The following is a 17,746-nucleotide window of genomic DNA, read 5'->3' on the forward strand; positions in this document are numbered from 1 at the left end:
GCGCTTCCCCGGCCTGCAGGGCGGGCACCGGCAGGGCTGGTGGGGCGGGCCATCACGGCTGCGGGGCCCCGAAGCCGGCGTCGGCGAGGACCTTCTGGCCTTCGACGCCGGTCACAAAGGCAATGAATTCGGCCGCCAGTTCCTGGTTCCGACTCGCAGCAACGGTAGCTACCGGATAGGTATTGACCGCTTCCCGGGCGGCGGCAAAATCGATGCCCTGCACCTTGCCCCCCGCCGCCCTGACGTCGGTAACGTACACCAGCCCGGCGTCAGCCTGGCCCGAGCTGACCTTGCCCAGCACATCGGTGACGGACGATTCCTCGCTGACCGGCCGCAGCGCCACGCCGGCGACCCTTTCAACCGTCTTCGCGGCGGCGCCGCACGGAACCTGGGCGGCGCAGATGACCAGCTTCACGCCGGGCCGGGCGAGATCCTCCAAGGAATCGACGGCCGCCGGATTCGACGGCGGCACGGCGATGGTGAGGATGTTGCTGGCGAAGTTCCGGGAAGCCCCGGCCAGAAGCGATGCGTCGGCAAGTTTGGCCATGTTAGCGGTGTCCGCGGAGGCGAAAACATCCGCTGGCGCACCCTGGCTGATCTGGGTGGCGAGGTCGGACGAACCGGCGAAGCTGAGCCTGACGGCGGTGCCGGGATGGCTGGCCTCGAAGTCGGCAGCAAGTGAGGTAAACGTTGGCTTCAGGGATGCCGCGGCGAAGACGGTCAGGGTCCTGTTCGCGTCCCCGCCGGACCCTGACCCGGCAGCGGCGCAGCCCGAAAGGCCGGCCGCCAGCACCCCGGCCGTGATCAGCGCGACGGCATACCGCAGGACAACAGTCCGCCGTGCCGCCAGGCCCGGAGTCGGACCCCGCCTCATACGGCGCCCTTACCGCGCGGCGTCTCCAGGATCACCGTGGTGGCCTTAACAACGGCAGTGGCGACAGAGCCAAGTTCCAGCCCCAGTTCGTGCACAGCTTCGCTGCTCATCAGCGACACCACGCGGAACGGCCCGCACTGCAGTTCCACCTGGGCCATAACGGTGTCGGCGGTGATTGCTGTGACGAGGCCAACGAAGCGGTTGCGGGCCGAGCTGCCCGCTCTGGCCGGGTCATCGGGAAGCTGGGCCTGCTCCCGGGCGAGCCGCGCGAGTTCCAGCCCGTCCACGGCGTGGCGCCCGGCGTCGTCCTTGTGCGGGGTCAGGCTTCCGTTTTCGGTCCAGCGCCGGATGGTGTCATCACTAACACCCAGCAGCCGGGCCGCCTCGGAAACGCGAATATTAGGCATAGGGCTACTCTAGCCCGCGCTTGCGGATCTTCAGTTGGTATTTGGGCGCAAAATCGAAAACCCAGACTGACGCCCGGCAGGTTCTTCGAAGCCGGGCCCCATAGCTTGGGCGCTGTTGTTGGGCCTAAAATCTTTGCGAGGGGTGGAGCCTCGGTCGTCCAAGGAGCAGCGCCATGAAATGGGTCAGGCCGGAGAACCCGGACTACGACGAAACACGCAAACTTTTCAACGCGATGATCGATCGGCGCCCGGCCGTCATCGCCCAATGTGCGGACCCGGGCGAGGTGGCCGAGGCTTTGCAGTACGCCAAGGACAACAGCCTGGCCGTTGCCGTCCGCGCTGGCGGGCATTCCGTTGCCGGTATGTCAACCAATGACGACGGTTTGGTAGTCGACGTCCGGCCGATGAGGTCAATCTCGGTGGACCCGGACAACAAGACGGTGACGGTGGGAGCCGGCGTGACGTGGGGAGAGTTCGACCGGGCCACGCAGGAACACGGCCTCGCCTGCACCGGCGGGCGGGCTTCCACCACCGGCGTCGCGGGATTCACACTGGGCGGCGGTTCGGGGTGGCTCGAGCGCTCCTACGGCTTCGCCTGCGACAACCTGCTTTCCGTCAAGCTCGTGACAGCCTCCGCAGAGCGGGTGACCGCCAGCGCCCAGGAGAACCCCGAGCTGTTCTGGGCCCTCCACGGCGGCGGAGGCAATTTCGGCATCGCCACCGAGTTCACGTTCCGCCTGCACCACCTTGGTCCTGGGGTTCAGGCGGGCCTGATGCTCTGGCCCGGCGATGCCTCGACCGAGATCAGCCGCGCCTACCGCGAACTTTGCCTTGCCGCCCCCGACGCCGTGGGCACTGCCCTGGTGTTCCTGACGGCACCGCCGGAACCGTTCGTTCCAGCCGGGATGGTGGGGAAACAAGGAGTAGGGATCGCCTATCTTTATGCGGGAGACCCCACTGACGGTGCTGAACACGCTGCGCCGTTCCGGGAGTTGGGCCCGGCAGTGGATCTGGTCAGCGAAATGAACTATGCCGATTTCCAGTGCATGATCGACGACCCGCCAAACCTGTACAACTACTGGAGCGCCGATTACCACAACGAGTTGCCGGACACCGCCCTGGACGTGCTCGTGGAGTCAGCGCAGAACCTGCCCGGCCCCCACTCCCAACTTCTGGTTGCCAGCTGGGGCGGGGCGGTGGCGGGGCCGGCGGCTGCCCAGACACCGCTGCAGAACCGCAACGCCAGGTGGGTCTCGCACCCGTTCGGGCTGGAGGAAACACCGGAAGGCGGCCAGGTGGCCAAGGCCTGGGTGAAGAAGTTCCGCCAGGACATCTCCCCCTATGCCACGGGCGGCGTCTGGCTGAACTTCGTCGGCGACGAAGGCCAGGACCGGGTCCGGGCAGCCTTCGGCGAGGAGAACTACAACCGGCTGGCCCAGGTGAAACTGGAGTTCGATCCGGAGAACACGTTTCGCGGCAACCAGAACATCCGGCCCGCCGCTACCTGATTGCCCGGCCGGTCCCCCGGCCTGCACCCTCCGGCTGTGAGACGGTTGGTAAGTAAGATGACCATCCGAGAGTGGGAGAGAAAAACAGCATGGGCAGTCCGGAACAGACAACCCCCTGGAGCGACAGCCTGGGCCGCGCCAGCATCAGGACCGCACAGGTCCTCCTGCTGCTGGTCCTGTCAGTGGTGGTGGTCTATGCCCTGATCCAGGTGCGCCTCGTGGTGATTCCCGCGCTGCTGGCCCTGATCCTCGCCGCCGCGATCGCACCCTTCGTCCACTGGCTGCGCCGCCGGGGCTGGCCCAGCACCGCCGCCACCACAGTCTCGTTCCTGGCACTCCTGATCGCGTTCGGCGCTGTCATCACGGGCATCGTGGTCGCCGTCGTCAGCCAGGCCGACCAACTGGCCAGCAAGGCCACGGAGGGCTTCGACCGGGTTCACGCATTTATTCGTACGGGTCCGATCCCGGTTGATGACCAGCAGATCCAGCAGGCGCGGGACGCCGTCGTCGATTTCGCCACCAGCAGCACCGTGGGCGCGGGCGCCATTTCCGGGCTCAGTGCGGCCGGCAACGTCATCACCGGGGCCCTCCTGATGGCTGTCATCCTGTTCTTTTTCCTCAAAGACGGCCAGAGCATCTGGGCCTTTGTGCTGCGGGCGTTCAAGGGCCCGAACCTGGTGAAGGCACGCCGTGCCGGGGAGCGCAGCCTGAACGTGCTCGGCGGCTACGTGCGCGGAACATCCATAGTGGCCCTGGTCGACGCCTTTTTTATTGGCCTGGCTCTGGTAATAATGGGCGTTCCGCTCGCGCTGCCGCTGGCCGCACTGACCTTCATTGGCGCCTTTATCCCGCTGATCGGCGCTACCCTTGCCGGCACGCTCGCGGCCCTTGTCGCGCTGGTTGCCAACGGCCCGGTCGCGGCCCTGATCGTTATCATCGTTGTGATCGCAGTCAACCAGCTGGAGGGGAACTTCCTGCAGCCCGTGGTGATGGGCCAGGCCCTCAGCGTCCATGCCCTGGTGATTCTGCTGGCCCTAACGGCCGGCACCATCCTCGCCGGCATCATCGGCGCGATCCTTGCCGTCCCCTTGGTGGCTGTGGCCTGGGCCGCGATCAAGGCCTGGAATTCCGGAGACGACATTACCCCCGAGGCCATTGCAGCGGCCGAACACGAAACCCGACTGAACGAAAGGGGCGACGGCGTGCGGTCCAAGCCTAGGCGTGGGCGGGGCCGGCAGAACGACGGGTCGGACGCTGCCGCCGCCGATGTCCCACAGGACTGACCGGCGGCCGGATTAGACTTCCGTCATGGCCATCTACCTCGATCCGCCGCTCTGGCCTGCACACGGAACGCACTTCTCGCATCTGGTCTCGGACGCCTCGCTGGCGGAACTGCACGACTTTGCTGCGGCCGCGGGCATTCCGGAGAGGGCGTTCGACGGTGACCACTACGACGTCGCCGAGGCCCGCTACAGCTCCCTAGTGGCGGCCGGAGCCATCCCGGTGGAGGGGCGGATCCTGGTCCGGAGGCTGATCGCCAGCGGGCTGCGGATCCCGGCCCGGCGGCGCAGCGGCTCACTCAAGCTGCCCCTGCTGACCCGGTGGAACGGGACCCTCCCCGGCCACGACGCCCTGTTCCTGGACCTGCTGGATCGCTGGGGCGAGGAGCACCGGAAGTATCACGGCCGCACGCACCTCCTGGCGGTCCTTGAGGCGTTGGACCTCCTCACCGGGCCTGCGGAGCCGCCCCGGACCGTGTTGCTCGCCGCCTGGTTCCACGACGCGATTTACCGGGGGGTCGCCGGCCAGGACGAGGAGGAGTCGGCCCGGCTCGCCGAGGACCGTCTGGCCCATGCCGGCCTTCGTCCGGCTGAGGTGGAGGAAGTTGGCCGGCTGGTAAGGATGACTGCGGACCACCGGCCGGAGCCCGGCGATGACGATGCAGCACTGCTCAGCGACGCCGACCTCTCGGTGCTGGGCGGAACCCCGGCAGCCTATGCCCGGTATCTGGCCGCCGTCCGGGAGGACTTTGCGCACATCGGCGACGACGACTTCGCCGCCGGACGCGCCGGCGTCGTCCGCCACCTCCTGCAGCTGGACCCGCTGTTCCACACCCGACGCGGCAGGGAACTGTGGCTGGAGCCTGCACGGCGAAACCTCAAGGGCGAGACACAGCCCTAGCAAAAACCCGCTGGCCAGGCCCCAGCCGCGGCGTCCGGATGCGTTCAGGTGCCGCGGCGGAGGTGTCCGGCGAGTCGGTCGAAGGACTGACGCCAGCCGACGCCTTGAGCGTCTCTGTTGTCGATACTGTCGAAAGGTCCCTGGAAGAACGTCATCCTGGTGCCGCCGTCGATCTCCTCCAGCTGGAACGTCACCTCGGTCTCGAAGCCTCGGGTTCCGTCCGCACGGTCCCAGGCATGGGTGAAGACGAAGAGATGGGGCGGTTCGATGTCTGTGTGGACGCCGCTCCACCAGTGTTGCTCGCCGGTGCTGTCCTGGATCATGCAGGCCCGGTAGAGGCCGCCGATTTCCAGATCCGCATCGATGCTGTCCCGTGGAGTGTGGAATCCCCGCGGCCCCCACCATTCCGCAGCTTGGTCCGGGTCCGTCAAGGCGGACCACACCCGGGCAATGGGCGTCTGGAATTCGCGGGTGACCACCAGCATCAGGTCCTCTGCTGCAGCCGGGGCGGTTCCCTGCCCGGACCTGGCCGGACCTGCGCTGACGTGCTCGGACATCTCGGGACTCCTGCTCTGAAAGGGACTAGCGGTAGGCCTTGCTGTAGCCCGTCGCAAAGGGCCTGTCACTTGGGACGACCTGTTTGCCAAGCGGCATCAGCGAGACCGGAATCAGCTTGAGGTTGGCGATGGCAAGCGGGATGCCCACGATGGTGGCGGCCATTGCAATGGCGGTGACCACGTGGCCAATGGCAATCCAGATACCGGCGACGAAGAGCCAGATGACATTCCCCAGCAGCGAAAACACGCCCGTTCCACCGGGGCGGTCCACCACGGTTCGTCCGAAGGGCCACAGCGCATAGTTCGCGATCCGGAACGACGCCAGCCCCCACGGGATGGTCACTATCAGCAGGCAGCAGACGATACCGGCCGCGAAGTAGCCAAGCGAAAGCCAGAGGCCGCCGAAGAGCAGCCAGATGATGTTCAGCAGTGTCTTCATGGCTCCATTCTCCCCCGCCGGAGCCCATTCCGGCCTAGGGGTTCACCCTGAGAAATTCCTGAAATCCCCCGGGCCGCCCCGGCACGGCGCCCGGCGCTTTGCGAACGCACGGAAGGGCATAATACTGGGACCATGCCTGCACTCCTGAAGCTTGCCCTGATCGCGCCCGGGAGACGCAGATGACAACCATCGGAGACCTTCTTGGTCCCATTCTCGAAGTCATGACGTGGGTGGGTTTCGTCCTGGGCCTGCCGCTTCTGGTGTGGGGCTGGATTCGTCGCCGGCGCCGGTGCCAGTGGACCGGGACCACCGGGACAGTTATCAGCGCGGGCGGATTCACCGGCTACAGCTGGACGGACCACTACGACGCCGGCCACCGGTCCCTGCTGCCGGCGGCCGAGTCGGGCGGCCTGGTGGTGGGCACCGACGTCGAGCTGTTCTACGACGTGTGCCACCCCTCGCGCTGGGGGCTGACCCCGCCAAAGCACGACAATGCGGCCTGGACCCTCGGCTGGATCCTCACCGGGGTGGGGATCCTGTCCACGGTCGGCGGCTTTGTGCTGCTGCTCTTCTGAATCCTGCGGAACCGGCCGGCTAGGCCTGCTTGACCATTGCGGCTTCGACATTGATCTTGACCTTGTCACTGACCAGCAGGCCGCCGGTTTCGAGCGCGGCGTTCCAGGTTAGGCCGAATTCCTTGCGGCTGATGTCCGCTTCCGCGCTGAACCCGGCACGGGTGGCGCCGAATGGGTCCACGGCAACTCCGGTGAACTCGACTTCCAAATCCACCGGCCGGGTAACGTCCCGGATGGTGAGGTCACCGGTCAGCACGTAATCCTCGCCGTCGCCCCTGATGCCCTGGGCGCGGAACGTCATCTCCGGATACTTTTCGACGTCGAAGAAATCGGCTCCGCGGACGTGCGCGTCGCGGTTTGCGTCACCGGAATCAAAGCTGGCGGTCTTGATGCTGGCATGCAGGCTGGAGTCCGGCAGGGACTCACCGACACGGGCCTCCGCCGTCGCCTCATTGAAGCGGCCCCGGACCTTGCTGATGCCGGCGTGGCGGACACTGAAGCCGACTTCGCTGTGGGACATGTCCAGTGTCCAGACGCCTTGGCTCAATCCTTCGGGCAGTGTCACAACGGTCTCCTTCGCGGGTGGCGGGCCGGGCCCGCCGGATCATCGGGGTACTCCCCCAAGGAGCCATGCTAGCCACGCCAACGCGGCGCGGCTAGCCTCTCGGAACCCGGCCGGCTACGACGCCGGCTGCGGGGCCCAGCCGATCGCCGGTGCGATGTGCCGGACGACGGTGCCCAGCAGCTTGGCGTTGAAGTCCACGCCAAGCTGGTTGGGGACGGTGAGCAACAGGGTGTCCGCGGCCTGGACGGCGGCATCGGCGGCGAGTTCCCCGGCAATGGCGTCGGGCGCGCCAACGAAGAGCACTCCGTCGGGCTGACGGATACTTCAGGCGTCTACCTGACCGCTCGCGAAGTTGCCCAGATCCACCGCGCCGCGACCGGCCGGACTGGCGGCTTCGTCGGCTCCGTGCGGACGCCATCGGCATGCTCCACCGACACGACCGCCGCCTGGTACGGAGAGGGCGCCTAGTGCTCCTCGCATCCAACCCAGGCGCGCCCGCCCTCTACCGCCTCCGCGCTGGCATCCGCCTGGACTCTGACGGCGACCCCGTCGAGTCCTGGGCGACGCCGGAGCGCGTCCTCCTTCGCGGCGCCAAGGTCCAGCCCGTCTCCTCGACCGAAGACGACGGGGCCCGCCGCTTGATCGAGGGCGAGGGCCTCCTGATCGTCCCTGGATCTCCTAACCTGAAGGCGACCGACCGCGTCGAGATCGACGCCGAGGTGTGGCTTGTAAATGGCACTCCCGTTGTGCGGTGTGGCCTGGCTTCCGGCGTGTATACGTCGGCGACCCTGACGAGGATAGCGAGCGCCGCATGACCGCCGCCCCTCTTAGATGACCCTCGCCGCGCTGTGACGGCCACGGCAATCTTTGACCTCATTCGGCAGCCGCTGCTGCATCTGTCCGGTCGAACCACTCCGGCGGAAAGATTCTGACGGGCTCGGACTTCCATATCTTGCCGTTGCTCTGGCGAACCACCGCAGTCACGTCGTAGGGGCGGTCGACCGCGTCCGGCCTGTTTCCGGCGCTTAATCTAAACATTTTGTGGCTCACTTCGCCGTCCTCCAGCACCTTGTTCGCATTGAAGACGTCAGCGATCGCCAGGGGATCCGGCAAAGTGCCCGGCTCCAACACGAGCATGTCAGGGGGCTCATGCCCCAGTTTTCCGGTTTGGGTTCCCACTCGAAGTCGAAACCTTCGACTCCGTTCTTCCCTCCCAGACTGCGGGTGGTAACAAGAACTACGAATTCTTGCCTTGCGGGCGTGTCGAGGAGCGGAGCTGTCCACCTCGTGACGATTTTGGCCGTCACCACCAAACGACGCCTGCCACGAAAGGCCGTAATTCCTTGCCACCCAAGTGACACGATCGACAATACTAGGGCGCCCAACGGCACCCAATCCTTTATCTCCACCTAAGCAGTTTGGCCAGATTCTTCTCCCGGCCAGTTCAGGCGCGCCGTGTACCCAGCTGTCACCCTGGGGGGCACTCCTCCCTCCCCCCTCCTTCCCAGCCCGATTTGGCTTAGCTTCTCCCTGTGCGTGCCGGTAGCCCGCTGGTTTTCCCCAGCCCCCCATTTCCGCCTTTACCCCGAAAGGACGCCAATTTTGGCTGACTCCCAGACCGCCTCCCAGCCCTACCCGAGCACTGGACGGACGGCGCCCGCGACACATTCAAGAACGTCCTCGACGAGCGCCCCGACCTTTCAGGCGCTGACTTTGCGAGCCTGGACCAGGCTTGCGCCCTGATTTCTTCCGCCGATCTCCTGGAGGACGCCGCGCGCGAGTCCGGCCCGCTCGTGAAGGGTAGCGCCGGGCAACTGACGGTCAACCCTGGCCTGACCGAGGCCCGCCTCGCCAGGACGGCCGCCGCACAGATCCTGGGCCGCCGCGGCGTGCCGAGCAAGTCCGCCGCGAAGACCAATAGCCAGCGTAGCCGCGAAGCCGCTAACGCCCGGTGGGGCTCGAAGTGACGCGCGTTCAGAAGTCCGCGCCTTCCCGGCGTTCGGTCGTTCACACGCTCGACGAGCTCGCGTCTATCCCGCTGAATCCGGCGACGGTCGCCTCGGCCGGGATCGTACGCGCCGCGTTCGATGCCCTGGCAACTGATCCGGACGTCACCGCGTCGGCCGCCGCCGCGCGTGCCCAGGGCCCGGCCGCTATGGAGAAGCACCTGGCCGCCGCTGGAGCCCTGGCTCGGCGTTCTGCTGAATATGCCTTCTCGCTGAAGTAGGAACGCGCCAGACGTGAGTAGATGCTCGCGGACTGGCCCCCTTCTCACTCGCCCCCCTTGCCGGGATCTCGTCCCGGCGCCCCCGTTTACACACCCTGAAGGAGAGTTTCCCTTGTCTCAACCGACGAAGACTTGCCGCGTATGCGTAGAACCCCGCGCCGAGAACCAATTCCGGAAGCGGACGGGCGGCGCCCGCCAGGCTGTGCCGCCGTTGCACGAAACGCGCAGCCAGGCACACTGCCCGGCTGGCCGCCCGCGCCCACGACGACGCCTCCTAGACGCACCTCTCTGCGTCCACAAACAAAACGGTCCTTCTCCACAGCTCAGGCATCATGCCTTGGGCCGAGAGAGGGACCTTTTTGCGTTAATCAGCGGGCGTCCTCGGCCCTGCGGAACTTACCCGGCTCAAACTCAACGAGTCGCCCGAGCGGTCGAAGAATATTCGCGTGCAGGAGCTCTATCTGCATGTGAGCAACGTTGAGATCGTCGGCTACTGCCTTGATATCCGATATCACGACGTTGTTCCTTACTTCGACCCGTCCCCTGCGGGCGCGAGTTGCCAGATCGTCTTGCATTCTCATGGTCGCGTGGTTCCAAGAGACTACCCAGTGCCCATGCATCAGACGGTTCCGTTCGCGCATGGCACTCTCGGCCAGCTTACGTACCCCCTCGAACCTCGCGCTGTACTGCGGGTCATTTACACGCAATTCAATAAGTGAATGCACGAGCGCCAATAGACGCTCAAACGTCATACACGTCGTAAGGGCAAAGCCGACTTCGGGTTTAGGGTCAAGCAATTCAGCGGCCAACTCGGCGGCTGCAAACTCAAGTCGCGAGGCATGAACCGCCACGGTGCCAAGCTCGATGAGGTGCTCGTCTGAGAGGGTCGTCGACATCCCCGTCATGATCGTAGTCTTGGGCTGCATCTCACCATTTGGCGTCATTCGCATAAAGGCATCCTACGTTCCGGCGCAGTCACCATGGCCTTGCCGATGTCGTGCGAGTAGTCCCGGCCCTAAGGTTCCGCTAACGCTGGCGGTTTTCTTCACGGATCTCCTCGGCAACTTCCGTAAGTGCCAGCTGCGCCTCAATAGACTTCTTGAGCCATTCCGCCGTTTCCCCGTCCTCCAGCTTCGCCTGGATCTCCTCTGGCGTCCGGTCGACGAGAGACTCCCAGCTTCGCGGCACGCGATCCGGCCCGAGAGCTCCAATTAGGGCGCCCGCTTCGGCGCCCATGTCCCGGCTTATGGCAGTGTCGGAATGCCCTCCGCGAGATAGGTTTTTCGTCAGCTTCAGTAGCGTTTCAAGCTCGAACATCAAGTGAGCTTGTTTCAGTGCGGCGCGTCTGTCCTCGTCGGCGATCCGGCGGGCGTTCCTGCGGTCCAGCGCCGATACCACCAGGGCCACAATCGAGGCGCCGACGGCGGCCACCACGGCGGCCACCTGGACCCATAGCGCGATCTCTTCTTTTGTCATGGCTCACAACCTACCGGAGCCCGCGCGCTCGGCCCTTCTCCTACGTCCAGCGTGTAAACGGGGCTAGCTCACACTGGCGTCAGGAGTTTTCGTAGCGCATGTCGGAGTTGCTGCATTGGTTTTCACTGGACAGGTGTAGCGGCCCGCCTACGTGTTCTGAAGTTTGGACTACCGCCTGATCGTGCGCCGAAGCGCCATGGGCATGACTAGAAACCCAGCGAACCCCGAAAACGCTCCCTGACGGCCTACGACCACTGAACCCAATAGGACTGAATCATCCAGAGGAGATGCGGGTTGTTGCACCGTGTGGATGGATTTGTAGAATCCCTTCGATGAAGCGTCTTGGTTGCTACTTGTGTGAAAAAGTGACGCTATTTCCACCGAGTCCATCAATGCGGACTTTGAAGGTAGGTTTAGAAGCGTCGTTGAAATTCCAGCCAGTTCTCATAGTTGAGCTTTGTCCAGGCTGAAGTTTTGCATCCCAGTAGGCTTTCACCTTGTCATCTTGGACGGTACGGACATCAGAGTCGCCATCCTTAGCACTGTTGGCGACTAACTCGACGTCGCTACGTCCCAAAATGACCTTTTCGGACAAATTCTTGATGGAGATATCGAAGTAAAGGTTGTCCGTACCTTTCTCCTTTTTACCCCCAAGGGTCGTGGTAGCGAAGCGTGCGTCTTTCCCAGGCGTGAATTCTTGAGGTTCGTGCACCGTGATCTCGAGCAAAACCTGATCCCCACTACGTCGGGAGTCTTTATATATCGCTGTTTGCCCATAAAAGCATTTGCCGAAGTTCTCATCGATGTTGCAAATTGTGTCTTCAGCTTTGGCTTCTGGTTCAGCCACTCGTTGTTCGACTTCGACCGGAGTTTGACCAGGTGAAGATGCTGAAGATGGTGAAGATGCTGGATATGGTGAGGCTGCTGAAGATGCACATCCGGAAACGACTAGAATTAGAGCCAGAACTAGTGGGAGCTTCTTCATAAAGTGCAATTCTCCTAGACGAGATGTCAGTGCAAGTTGTGTCTTCGGATTCTGGTTAGGAAATCCTGCCAATTGTAGCCTGTGATGCCTCAAGGCATCACTTGCTCAACACCCTCCTGTCACCAATGTCTTGAGAGATAACAGGCTTGACACTCTCCCGACGCAAACGACGGACCCCTGCCCAAATGGGCTGCGCGTGTCTGAGGACTGCATAGGCGCTGTGCCCGCTTGCCTTCGGGGAAGCCGTCAAGCAGTCGAGGTTGTCGCACTGGAAAGTCGCGGCGGATTCGCATGCGCGGTCCGCGATCAACTCGCTCGACGGGGAGGCTCAGCCTCGCATCTTATTCCTGACCTTCGCGCTCTGTGTCCACCGCCCGGTGCATACTTGACGCGTTGAGATCGACGTGGCTTGCGGGCCAGAGGCCCGTGCGGCCGTGTGGAGCTGTGAAGATGACATCGTGGTCGGAGGCAACGTTGGGCCTGTCCGCCTGGATGTCATAGAGGGTCGAGTAGCTGTAGCCGTCCTTGTAGATAGTCTCGACCGGGACGTCCCAGAGAGAAGCCATCACTCGTGCGAAGTCATGGACGATGAAGCTCCCGGCGAACTCCCCCGGTGGACCCGCTAGAACGGTGACAACATCTTTGCCTTGGATGACGGGATGCATCTTGTTCTTCCAAGATGCCTTGGTCATGTAGTTGAGGCGTCCGTACGCCTCCCTGAACTGGGTCGGGTGGAGCTTCATCCCTCGCGCAGCGATGAGGTGTGGCTGTTGCACCCCTTCGGAGCGCCCCCAATCCTGGAGAACGCACACCACGGCTATCGTCCCCATGCGGAGACCGAGGATCGGAAGGAGAAGGTCGTCCATATAATCGAATCGACGTAGCGGATCCTCGTGATCGAGGCATTCGAAGAAGTGGAAGCTGGCGGGGCCCGGGAACTCTGGCTCCCATCTAACGAGACCGGCCGCAGTCTGGAGGAGGAAGTGGTGGAACGCGATGCTCCGAAGGTGCTCTTCTGGCACGAGGCGTTCCCCATTCTGCTCGCGCACGTATCTCGGTTGAAAGCTCTCACGGTAGACGAGTCCGTAATAGATCTTCCCCAACCATATGAAGAGATCACGACGGTCAAGCTGCTTGAAGGCGTCGAATCCCTCGCTAAACGCAGCCTTAACCCGTTCCTCAACAGGGCTGAGATCTATGCCATTGCAGGTCAAGCAACACGGTACAGTCAGTCTCCGGTACATCAGTCGGCGTCCGTCGATCTGGGTCACGGAGCCATCCCAGAGATCGAGCTCCCTCAGAAGCCACTTCGGAAAGACGTGCTCGACGGTTCGTTGATCGGACCCCTCCGGGATGTGAGCTCCGCACATAAAGCACAAATCCGGACCGAGCCCCTGACCACGAGAGTCCAAGAATCGACTGTGAATATCCGCGCTCATCACCCTCCGAAAATTACCCGCAGAGATTCCCAGTGGCCATCCCCAATGCCTGCCAATAGAATACCTGAGGCCCAAGATCAACCGAGGCATGTCCCATTGTTCGGTCCCCATGATCACTAACTAGACCGTGATCCTGCAATGCGCAGGCTAGGCGTATATGTGCTAGCGCATGTCAATCACGCCGGTGCCCATTTCGATCCGGCTGGTCCGGGCGGCGACAGCGGCCAGCAGCGGGAACGGGGACGCCTGCTGCCGGGCGAAGTGGTGCACCCGGAAGTACGCGCCGTCCACGCCCAGTTCCTCCGCGGCAACGGCCAGTTCGATGCCCTGCAGCAGGGCGTCGCGGGCGGTCCGGGTGCGGGAGCCCTCGCCGGGGCCCCAGTGTCCGAAGGACAAAAATCCGATGCGCTTCATGTCAGGGGCAACACGGTGCGGACCGGCGGCATTCCTGCGGCAGCGGTCAGGGCTTCGCCGCCGTCACGAAGTCCCGGATTTTGGCCAGGTCCTTCGCCCCGCGGGAAGATTCGACGCCGGAGGAGACGTCCACCCCCCAGGCATCTGCCTGCGAGGCCGCGCCGGCGACGTTGGCGGGATCCAGCCCGCCGGCCAGGAGCCAGTTGCGCCCGGCCAGCCCCTTGGCGCGGACCGAGGCGTAGTCCCAAGCCTCGCCGGAGCCGGGGACGGCGGCGTCGATCAGGAGCAGGTCCTCGCCCCAGTCCGCGAACGCCTCCGCCGCGGCGGACATGGTGACGGCCCGGATCAACTTGAGTCCGGCGTCGTGCACGGTGCGCACGTCTGCCGGGGTGCGGTCGCCGTGGAGCTGGACCCAGTCCAGCCCGGCTGCCTGGGCTGCGGCGACGGCGTCCGCCACGGTTTCGTGCCGGAAAACACCGACGGCGGGGAGCCCGGCCGGGACGTGGGCCAGGAGTTCCCGCGCCTGCGCCGGTGTCACTTCCCTGGGGCTGCGGGTCAGGACAAAACCGACGGCGTCCGCGCCGGCTTGCACCGCGGTCCTCACCGACTCCGGGGTGCTGAGCCCGCATACCTTGACGAACATTCGGCTCCTTCTGCAGTGTGCCTGAGTTTTCTGCCTCTGACGTTACCAAGACCGCACGGGCGGCGGAGCCTCGCTAAGGTGAAGGGATGGAGATCATCCGTTATGCCGAGTTGAAAGCCCACCCCTGGCCCAACGGCGGCGGGGTGACCCGCGAAGTGGCGCGCCGTCCTTCGTCCGGCGTTCCGCAGGACAACGCCGCAGGTGCCGGCTGGGACTGGCGGGTCAGCATCGCCGAGGTAGCCAAGGCGGGCGAGTTCTCGGCGTTCACCGGCATGGACCGCGTTCTGACCGTAATCGAGGGGGAGCTGTTGCTCCTGACCGTCGACGGCGCCGAACACCCGCTGGAGAAATACCGCCCCTTCCGGTTCTCCGGCGACGCCGCCGCGGCCGGGGCACTGCCAACGGGCGACATCCGCGACCTGAACGTCATCACCCGCCGGGGAGCCTTCAAGGGCTTCACCTCCATCATCGAACTCTCCAAAAAACGGGCACACCCGGTGTTCGAGGGCCAGCTGGGCATCCTGCTCCAAGGCCAGGCGGCCGTCGCGCCCGGTGGCCCAGCCGACGCCGAGCAAGTCACCGAGCCGCAGGCGCTGGACCGCTATGACGCCGTCGTGGGTTCGGACACCGCGTCCCCCGAGATCCTGGGCCGCGGCTTCCTGGCCGTGGTCTCCATCGACGCCGTCACCGACTAGCCATCCCGAACCCCGTCGGAAGAGCGTACGTTCGCCGCACCGCGGGGGCATTGCTAGGCTGGAACCAAGGCCGACTTCTTTGCGGCCTCCGGACGACGGATCAGTACCCGGCACGCGACAAGACTGGCCACAGGAGCTGTTATGGCGTGGTTAATACTCGTACTGTCCGGATCCCTGGAAGCCGTCTGGGCTGCGGCCCTGCACCGGACAACGCAGGCCTCCGGCCGCCGCCGGATTGCGCCGGCCGTGGTCTTCCTCATCTCCGTCTTGGCCAGTACCGGCGGCCTCGCGGTCGCCATGCAGTCCATCCCGACCGGCACTGCTTACGCAGTCTGGGTGGGGGTCGGTGTGGTGCTGACCTCCGCCTACGCGATGATCACCAAAGTTGAGCCAGCGACCCGGGGACGGATCCTGTTGCTCGGCGGAATCGTCGCCTGCGTCGCCGGCCTGAAGCTGGTGGTGTGACAATGGCCGCGAAACGTACGCCGAAACTGCCGGCCAAGGCGCCCACATCCACCCTGTCCTGGCTCATCCTGCTGGCCTCTGCTGTGCTGGAGGCCGTTTGGGCCACAGCCCTGGGGCAGTCCGACGGCTTCACCCGTCCGCTGCCCACCCTCGTGTTCGCGTTGAGCGCGACCCTGAGCATGGTGGGGTTGGGGCTGGCGGTGAAAAGCATCCCGCTCGGTACGGCCTATGCCGTCTGGGTGGGGATCGGCGCGGCGCTGACGGTCGGCTGGGCGATGGCCACCGGCGTCGAGCCTGCGAGCCCGCTGAAACTGCTGTTTATCGCAGGGATTGTGGGCTGCGCGGCCGGACTGAAGCTGCTGCCGGCGCCACAGCAGCCGCAATCCGCTGCCGGATCTCCCCGCGTTTGAGCCAGAACGACGGCGTGTCCCGGCGACGCGCCGTCGGACCGGCCACACAGCGTTCAAAGGGTGGGGAGACTCTGGCGCCGCCGCCCGGAATACTCTTGCCTCGAGTGCGGTTCTTGGCTGGGACGGCAATTCCGGCAGCGAAAAGGAGTCCAAAGATGAATGCAGCGACAGTCCAACTCGGCGACGGACTGGTGGTCAGCCTCCTCGGGTTTGGCGGCATGGCCCTGACTCCGGTCTACGGCGACGTGGACCCCGCCGAGGCCCTGGCCACTCTGCACCATGCAGTGGATGCCGGCGTCAGCTTCATCGACACGGCGGACATCTACGGTGCAGGCAGCAACGAGGAACTGATCAGCAGGCTCCTCAGGGAACGCCGCCATGAGGTGCAACTGGCCACCAAATTCGGACTCGTAGGGAACCCGGCAGCCGGCTACTCCGATATCCGCGGCGACGCAGCTTACGTTCGGCAGTCCGTGGACCACAGCCTCCAGCGCCTCGGCACCGACACCATCGACCTGTACTACATGCACCGCCGTGACCTCCGCGTTCCGATTGCGGAAACCGTGGAGGCCATGGCGGGGCTGGTGCAGGCCGGCAAAGTGCGGCATCTCGGCCTGTCCGAGGTGACGGCCGAGGAACTTCGTGAGGCCGTCAGTATCCACCCGATCGCTGCAGTCCAGAGCGAGTGGTCCATCTGGAGCCGCGATGTGGAACGCCACGTTGTCCCCACGGCGGCCGAACTTGGTGTGGGTTTTGTGCCCTATTCCCCGCTGGGCCGGGGATTCCTCACCGGCACCGTAGACGGCTCGAAACTGGGAACCAACGACTTCCGCCGCAAGATTCCCCGGTTCGCCGCGACGGCCCTGGACGCCAATCAGGGCGTGGTGGCCGCCGTACAGTCTGTCGCGGCCGAGCTTGCCGCTGCCGGCCAGCCCGCAACTCCTGCCCAGGTGGCTCTGGCCTGGCTGCTCACGCAGGGCCGAAAGCTTGGACTGCCGGTGGTCCCCATCCCCGGCACCCGCAGGGCGGCGCGGATCGACGAAAACCTCGGCGCGCTGACGCTCGACTTCACCGCAGCCCACCTCGAGAAACTCGACGCCGCCGCGGACGCCGTCGTCGGCTCCCGCTCGGCGGACCCCAGCTGGGTGTCCGAGGGCCGCGAATAGCCGATCCGTAGACTAACCCCATGGACACGCTTATTCACTCGTTACGGGACATCACCATCCGCCGGATTTCGGTCAGCGAGATGGACAACAACGTATATCTGCTCACCAGCAAGGACTCCGGCGCGCAGCTCCTGATCGATGCGGCCGATGATCTGGCTGCCATCCAGGGCCTACTCACCGACGCCGCCGCGGATACCTCCGCCACGCCGAAGCTGGCGCTGATTGCCACCACCCACCAGCACTGGGACCACGTCCGAGCGCTCCCGGGCCTGGTAGCGGCCACCGGCGCCAAGACGGCCGCCGGGACGGATGACGCCGCCGCACTCCCCGTTCCGGTGGACGTGCCGCTCGATCACGGGAACATCGGGAACTTCGACGGCTTTGATGTGACAGCGGTGCACCTGCGCGGGCACACCCCCGGTTCGATCGCGCTGGTCTACCAGGATCCGGACGGTCCGGCGCACATCTTCTCCGGAGATTCGCTGTTCCCCGGCGGGGTAGGCAACACTCAGAAGGATCCCGTCCGGTTCGCCCAGCTGATCGACGACGTCAGCGCACGCCTGTTCGATGTGTATCCGGATGAGACCGTCGTGCACCCCGGCCACGGGAAACCCACCACCCTGGGTGCGGAACGCCCGCACCTAAAGGACTGGCGCGCCCGCGGCTGGTAAGACTTCATCGAGTGCTCCGTAACTGCCCTTTTGAATCTTCTCAACAGCA

23 protein-coding genes, 2 pseudogenes and 1 riboswitch are annotated in these 17,746 nt (G+C 64.9%); of the genes and pseudogenes, 12 read left to right on the plus strand and 13 right to left on the minus strand.

The window, feature by feature from the left end:
* Positions 1 to 52: 52 nt before the first annotated feature.
* A complete protein-coding gene (modA, locus tag QI450_RS14620; protein WP_226775328.1) occupies positions 53 to 874 on the minus strand; it encodes a molybdate ABC transporter substrate-binding protein in 822 nt (273 codons plus the stop codon).
* The gene (locus QI450_RS14625; RefSeq protein ID WP_226775327.1) at positions 871 to 1,281 is read right to left on the minus strand and encodes a TOBE domain-containing protein; all 411 of its coding nucleotides are present in this window, start codon (positions 1,279 to 1,281) and stop codon (positions 871 to 873) included. Before QI450_RS14625 ends, modA begins: the two co-directional genes overlap by 4 nt.
* A gap of 173 nt (positions 1,282 to 1,454) precedes the next feature.
* Between QI450_RS14625 and QI450_RS14630 the strand changes: the two genes are divergently transcribed.
* The 3 genes from QI450_RS14630 to QI450_RS14640 all read left to right on the plus strand — a co-directional run bounded on the left by QI450_RS14630 (position 1,455) and on the right by QI450_RS14640 (position 4,970).
* A complete protein-coding gene (locus tag QI450_RS14630; protein WP_226775326.1) occupies positions 1,455 to 2,789 on the plus strand; it encodes an FAD-binding oxidoreductase in 1,335 nt (444 codons plus the stop codon).
* A gap of 89 nt (positions 2,790 to 2,878) precedes the next feature.
* Complete coding sequence (locus QI450_RS14635) at positions 2,879 to 4,072, plus strand: AI-2E family transporter (protein WP_226775325.1); 1,194 nt, start codon at positions 2,879 to 2,881, stop codon at positions 4,070 to 4,072.
* Positions 4,073 to 4,097: 25 nt separating this feature from the next.
* On the plus strand, positions 4,098 to 4,970 hold the full coding sequence (locus QI450_RS14640; protein ID WP_226775324.1) for a DUF4031 domain-containing protein: 873 nt from the start codon (positions 4,098 to 4,100) through the stop codon (positions 4,968 to 4,970).
* A gap of 44 nt (positions 4,971 to 5,014) precedes the next feature.
* Here the strand turns inward: QI450_RS14640 and QI450_RS14645 are convergent, their stop codons facing one another.
* Positions 5,015 to 5,527 (minus strand): SRPBCC domain-containing protein, encoded by a 513-nt coding sequence (locus tag QI450_RS14645; protein ID WP_226775323.1) that lies wholly within the window; start codon positions 5,525 to 5,527, stop codon positions 5,015 to 5,017.
* A 25-nt stretch (positions 5,528 to 5,552) separates the two neighbouring features.
* On the minus strand, positions 5,553 to 5,966 hold the full coding sequence (locus tag QI450_RS14650; protein WP_226775322.1) for a YccF domain-containing protein: 414 nt from the start codon (positions 5,964 to 5,966) through the stop codon (positions 5,553 to 5,555).
* 179 nt (positions 5,967 to 6,145) lie between these two features.
* Between QI450_RS14650 and QI450_RS14655 the strand changes: the two genes are divergently transcribed.
* A complete protein-coding gene (locus tag QI450_RS14655) occupies positions 6,146 to 6,541 on the plus strand; it encodes a hypothetical protein (protein WP_226775321.1) in 396 nt (131 codons plus the stop codon).
* Between the two features lie 19 nt (positions 6,542 to 6,560).
* Here QI450_RS14655 and QI450_RS14660 read toward each other — a convergent pair whose 3' ends face one another.
* Both QI450_RS14660 and QI450_RS14665 read right to left on the minus strand, forming a co-directional pair.
* The gene (locus QI450_RS14660) at positions 6,561 to 7,106 is read right to left on the minus strand and encodes a YceI family protein (protein ID WP_226775320.1); all 546 of its coding nucleotides are present in this window, start codon (positions 7,104 to 7,106) and stop codon (positions 6,561 to 6,563) included.
* Positions 7,107 to 7,220: 114 nt separating this feature from the next.
* A pseudogene (locus QI450_RS14665) lies at positions 7,221 to 7,403 on the minus strand (LLM class flavin-dependent oxidoreductase); the annotation flags it as partial.
* Between the two features lie 170 nt (positions 7,404 to 7,573).
* Between QI450_RS14665 and QI450_RS14670 the strand changes: the two are divergent.
* Positions 7,574 to 7,921: a hypothetical protein gene (locus QI450_RS14670; RefSeq protein ID WP_226775319.1), complete on the plus strand. Its 348-nt coding sequence runs from the start codon at positions 7,574 to 7,576 to the stop codon at positions 7,919 to 7,921.
* A 58-nt stretch (positions 7,922 to 7,979) separates the two neighbouring features.
* On the opposite strand, the gene QI450_RS14675 is transcribed toward QI450_RS14670, so the two are convergent.
* Positions 7,980 to 8,285 carry a hypothetical protein gene (locus QI450_RS14675; RefSeq protein WP_282468039.1) on the minus strand — a complete coding sequence of 102 codons (306 nt, stop codon included), beginning with the start codon at positions 8,283 to 8,285 and terminating at the stop codon, positions 7,980 to 7,982.
* Positions 8,286 to 8,899: 614 nt separating this feature from the next.
* Here QI450_RS14675 and QI450_RS14680 point away from each other — a divergent pair.
* Both QI450_RS14680 and QI450_RS14685 read left to right on the plus strand, forming a co-directional pair.
* Positions 8,900 to 9,073 carry a hypothetical protein gene (locus QI450_RS14680; protein ID WP_226775317.1) on the plus strand — a complete coding sequence of 58 codons (174 nt, stop codon included), beginning with the start codon at positions 8,900 to 8,902 and terminating at the stop codon, positions 9,071 to 9,073.
* Complete coding sequence (locus QI450_RS14685; RefSeq protein WP_226775316.1) at positions 9,070 to 9,333, plus strand: hypothetical protein; 264 nt, start codon at positions 9,070 to 9,072, stop codon at positions 9,331 to 9,333. Before QI450_RS14680 ends, QI450_RS14685 begins: the two co-directional genes overlap by 4 nt.
* A gap of 368 nt (positions 9,334 to 9,701) precedes the next feature.
* Here the strand turns inward: QI450_RS14685 and QI450_RS14690 are convergent, their stop codons facing one another.
* The 6 genes and pseudogenes from QI450_RS14690 to QI450_RS14715 all read right to left on the minus strand — a co-directional run bounded on the left by QI450_RS14690 (position 9,702) and on the right by QI450_RS14715 (position 14,290).
* A complete protein-coding gene (locus QI450_RS14690; RefSeq protein WP_226775315.1) occupies positions 9,702 to 10,283 on the minus strand; it encodes a hypothetical protein in 582 nt (193 codons plus the stop codon).
* A gap of 76 nt (positions 10,284 to 10,359) precedes the next feature.
* Complete coding sequence (locus tag QI450_RS14695) at positions 10,360 to 10,809, minus strand: hypothetical protein (protein WP_226775314.1); 450 nt, start codon at positions 10,807 to 10,809, stop codon at positions 10,360 to 10,362.
* Between the two features lie 349 nt (positions 10,810 to 11,158).
* Complete coding sequence (locus QI450_RS14700) at positions 11,159 to 11,794, minus strand: hypothetical protein (RefSeq protein WP_226775313.1); 636 nt, start codon at positions 11,792 to 11,794, stop codon at positions 11,159 to 11,161.
* Positions 11,795 to 12,135: 341 nt separating this feature from the next.
* Positions 12,136 to 13,065, minus strand: coding sequence for a hypothetical protein (locus QI450_RS14705; RefSeq protein ID WP_226775312.1), 930 nt, complete (start codon positions 13,063 to 13,065; stop codon positions 12,136 to 12,138).
* Between the two features lie 333 nt (positions 13,066 to 13,398).
* A pseudogene (locus tag QI450_RS14710) lies at positions 13,399 to 13,647 on the minus strand (LLM class flavin-dependent oxidoreductase); the annotation flags it as partial.
* A 46-nt stretch (positions 13,648 to 13,693) separates the two neighbouring features.
* The gene (locus QI450_RS14715; RefSeq protein WP_226775311.1) at positions 13,694 to 14,290 is read right to left on the minus strand and encodes a phosphoribosylanthranilate isomerase; all 597 of its coding nucleotides are present in this window, start codon (positions 14,288 to 14,290) and stop codon (positions 13,694 to 13,696) included.
* A gap of 86 nt (positions 14,291 to 14,376) precedes the next feature.
* On the opposite strand from QI450_RS14715, the gene QI450_RS14720 reads away from it, so the two are divergent.
* The 5 genes from QI450_RS14720 (at position 14,377) to QI450_RS14740 (ending at position 17,697) form a co-directional block, all read left to right on the plus strand.
* Positions 14,377 to 14,985 (plus strand): HutD family protein, encoded by a 609-nt coding sequence (locus QI450_RS14720; RefSeq protein ID WP_226775310.1) that lies wholly within the window; start codon positions 14,377 to 14,379, stop codon positions 14,983 to 14,985.
* Positions 14,986 to 15,048: 63 nt separating this feature from the next.
* Positions 15,049 to 15,117: riboswitch (guanidine-III (ykkC-III) riboswitch) on the plus strand.
* Between the two features lie 9 nt (positions 15,118 to 15,126).
* On the plus strand, positions 15,127 to 15,450 hold the full coding sequence (locus QI450_RS14725; protein ID WP_226775309.1) for an SMR family transporter: 324 nt from the start codon (positions 15,127 to 15,129) through the stop codon (positions 15,448 to 15,450).
* 2 nt (positions 15,451 to 15,452) lie between these two features.
* The gene (locus QI450_RS14730; RefSeq protein ID WP_226775308.1) at positions 15,453 to 15,860 is read left to right on the plus strand and encodes a multidrug efflux SMR transporter; all 408 of its coding nucleotides are present in this window, start codon (positions 15,453 to 15,455) and stop codon (positions 15,858 to 15,860) included.
* Positions 15,861 to 16,015: 155 nt separating this feature from the next.
* Positions 16,016 to 17,026 (plus strand): aldo/keto reductase, encoded by a 1,011-nt coding sequence (locus QI450_RS14735; RefSeq protein WP_282468040.1) that lies wholly within the window; start codon positions 16,016 to 16,018, stop codon positions 17,024 to 17,026.
* Between the two features lie 20 nt (positions 17,027 to 17,046).
* Positions 17,047 to 17,697, plus strand: a complete 651-nt coding sequence (locus QI450_RS14740; protein ID WP_226775305.1) for an MBL fold metallo-hydrolase — start codon at positions 17,047 to 17,049, stop codon at positions 17,695 to 17,697.
* The last annotated feature ends 49 nt before the right edge of the window (positions 17,698 to 17,746 follow it).

Source organism: Arthrobacter sp. EM1 (assembly GCF_029964055.1).
In the GTDB taxonomy this organism is placed as follows: domain Bacteria; phylum Actinomycetota; class Actinomycetes; order Actinomycetales; family Micrococcaceae; genus Arthrobacter.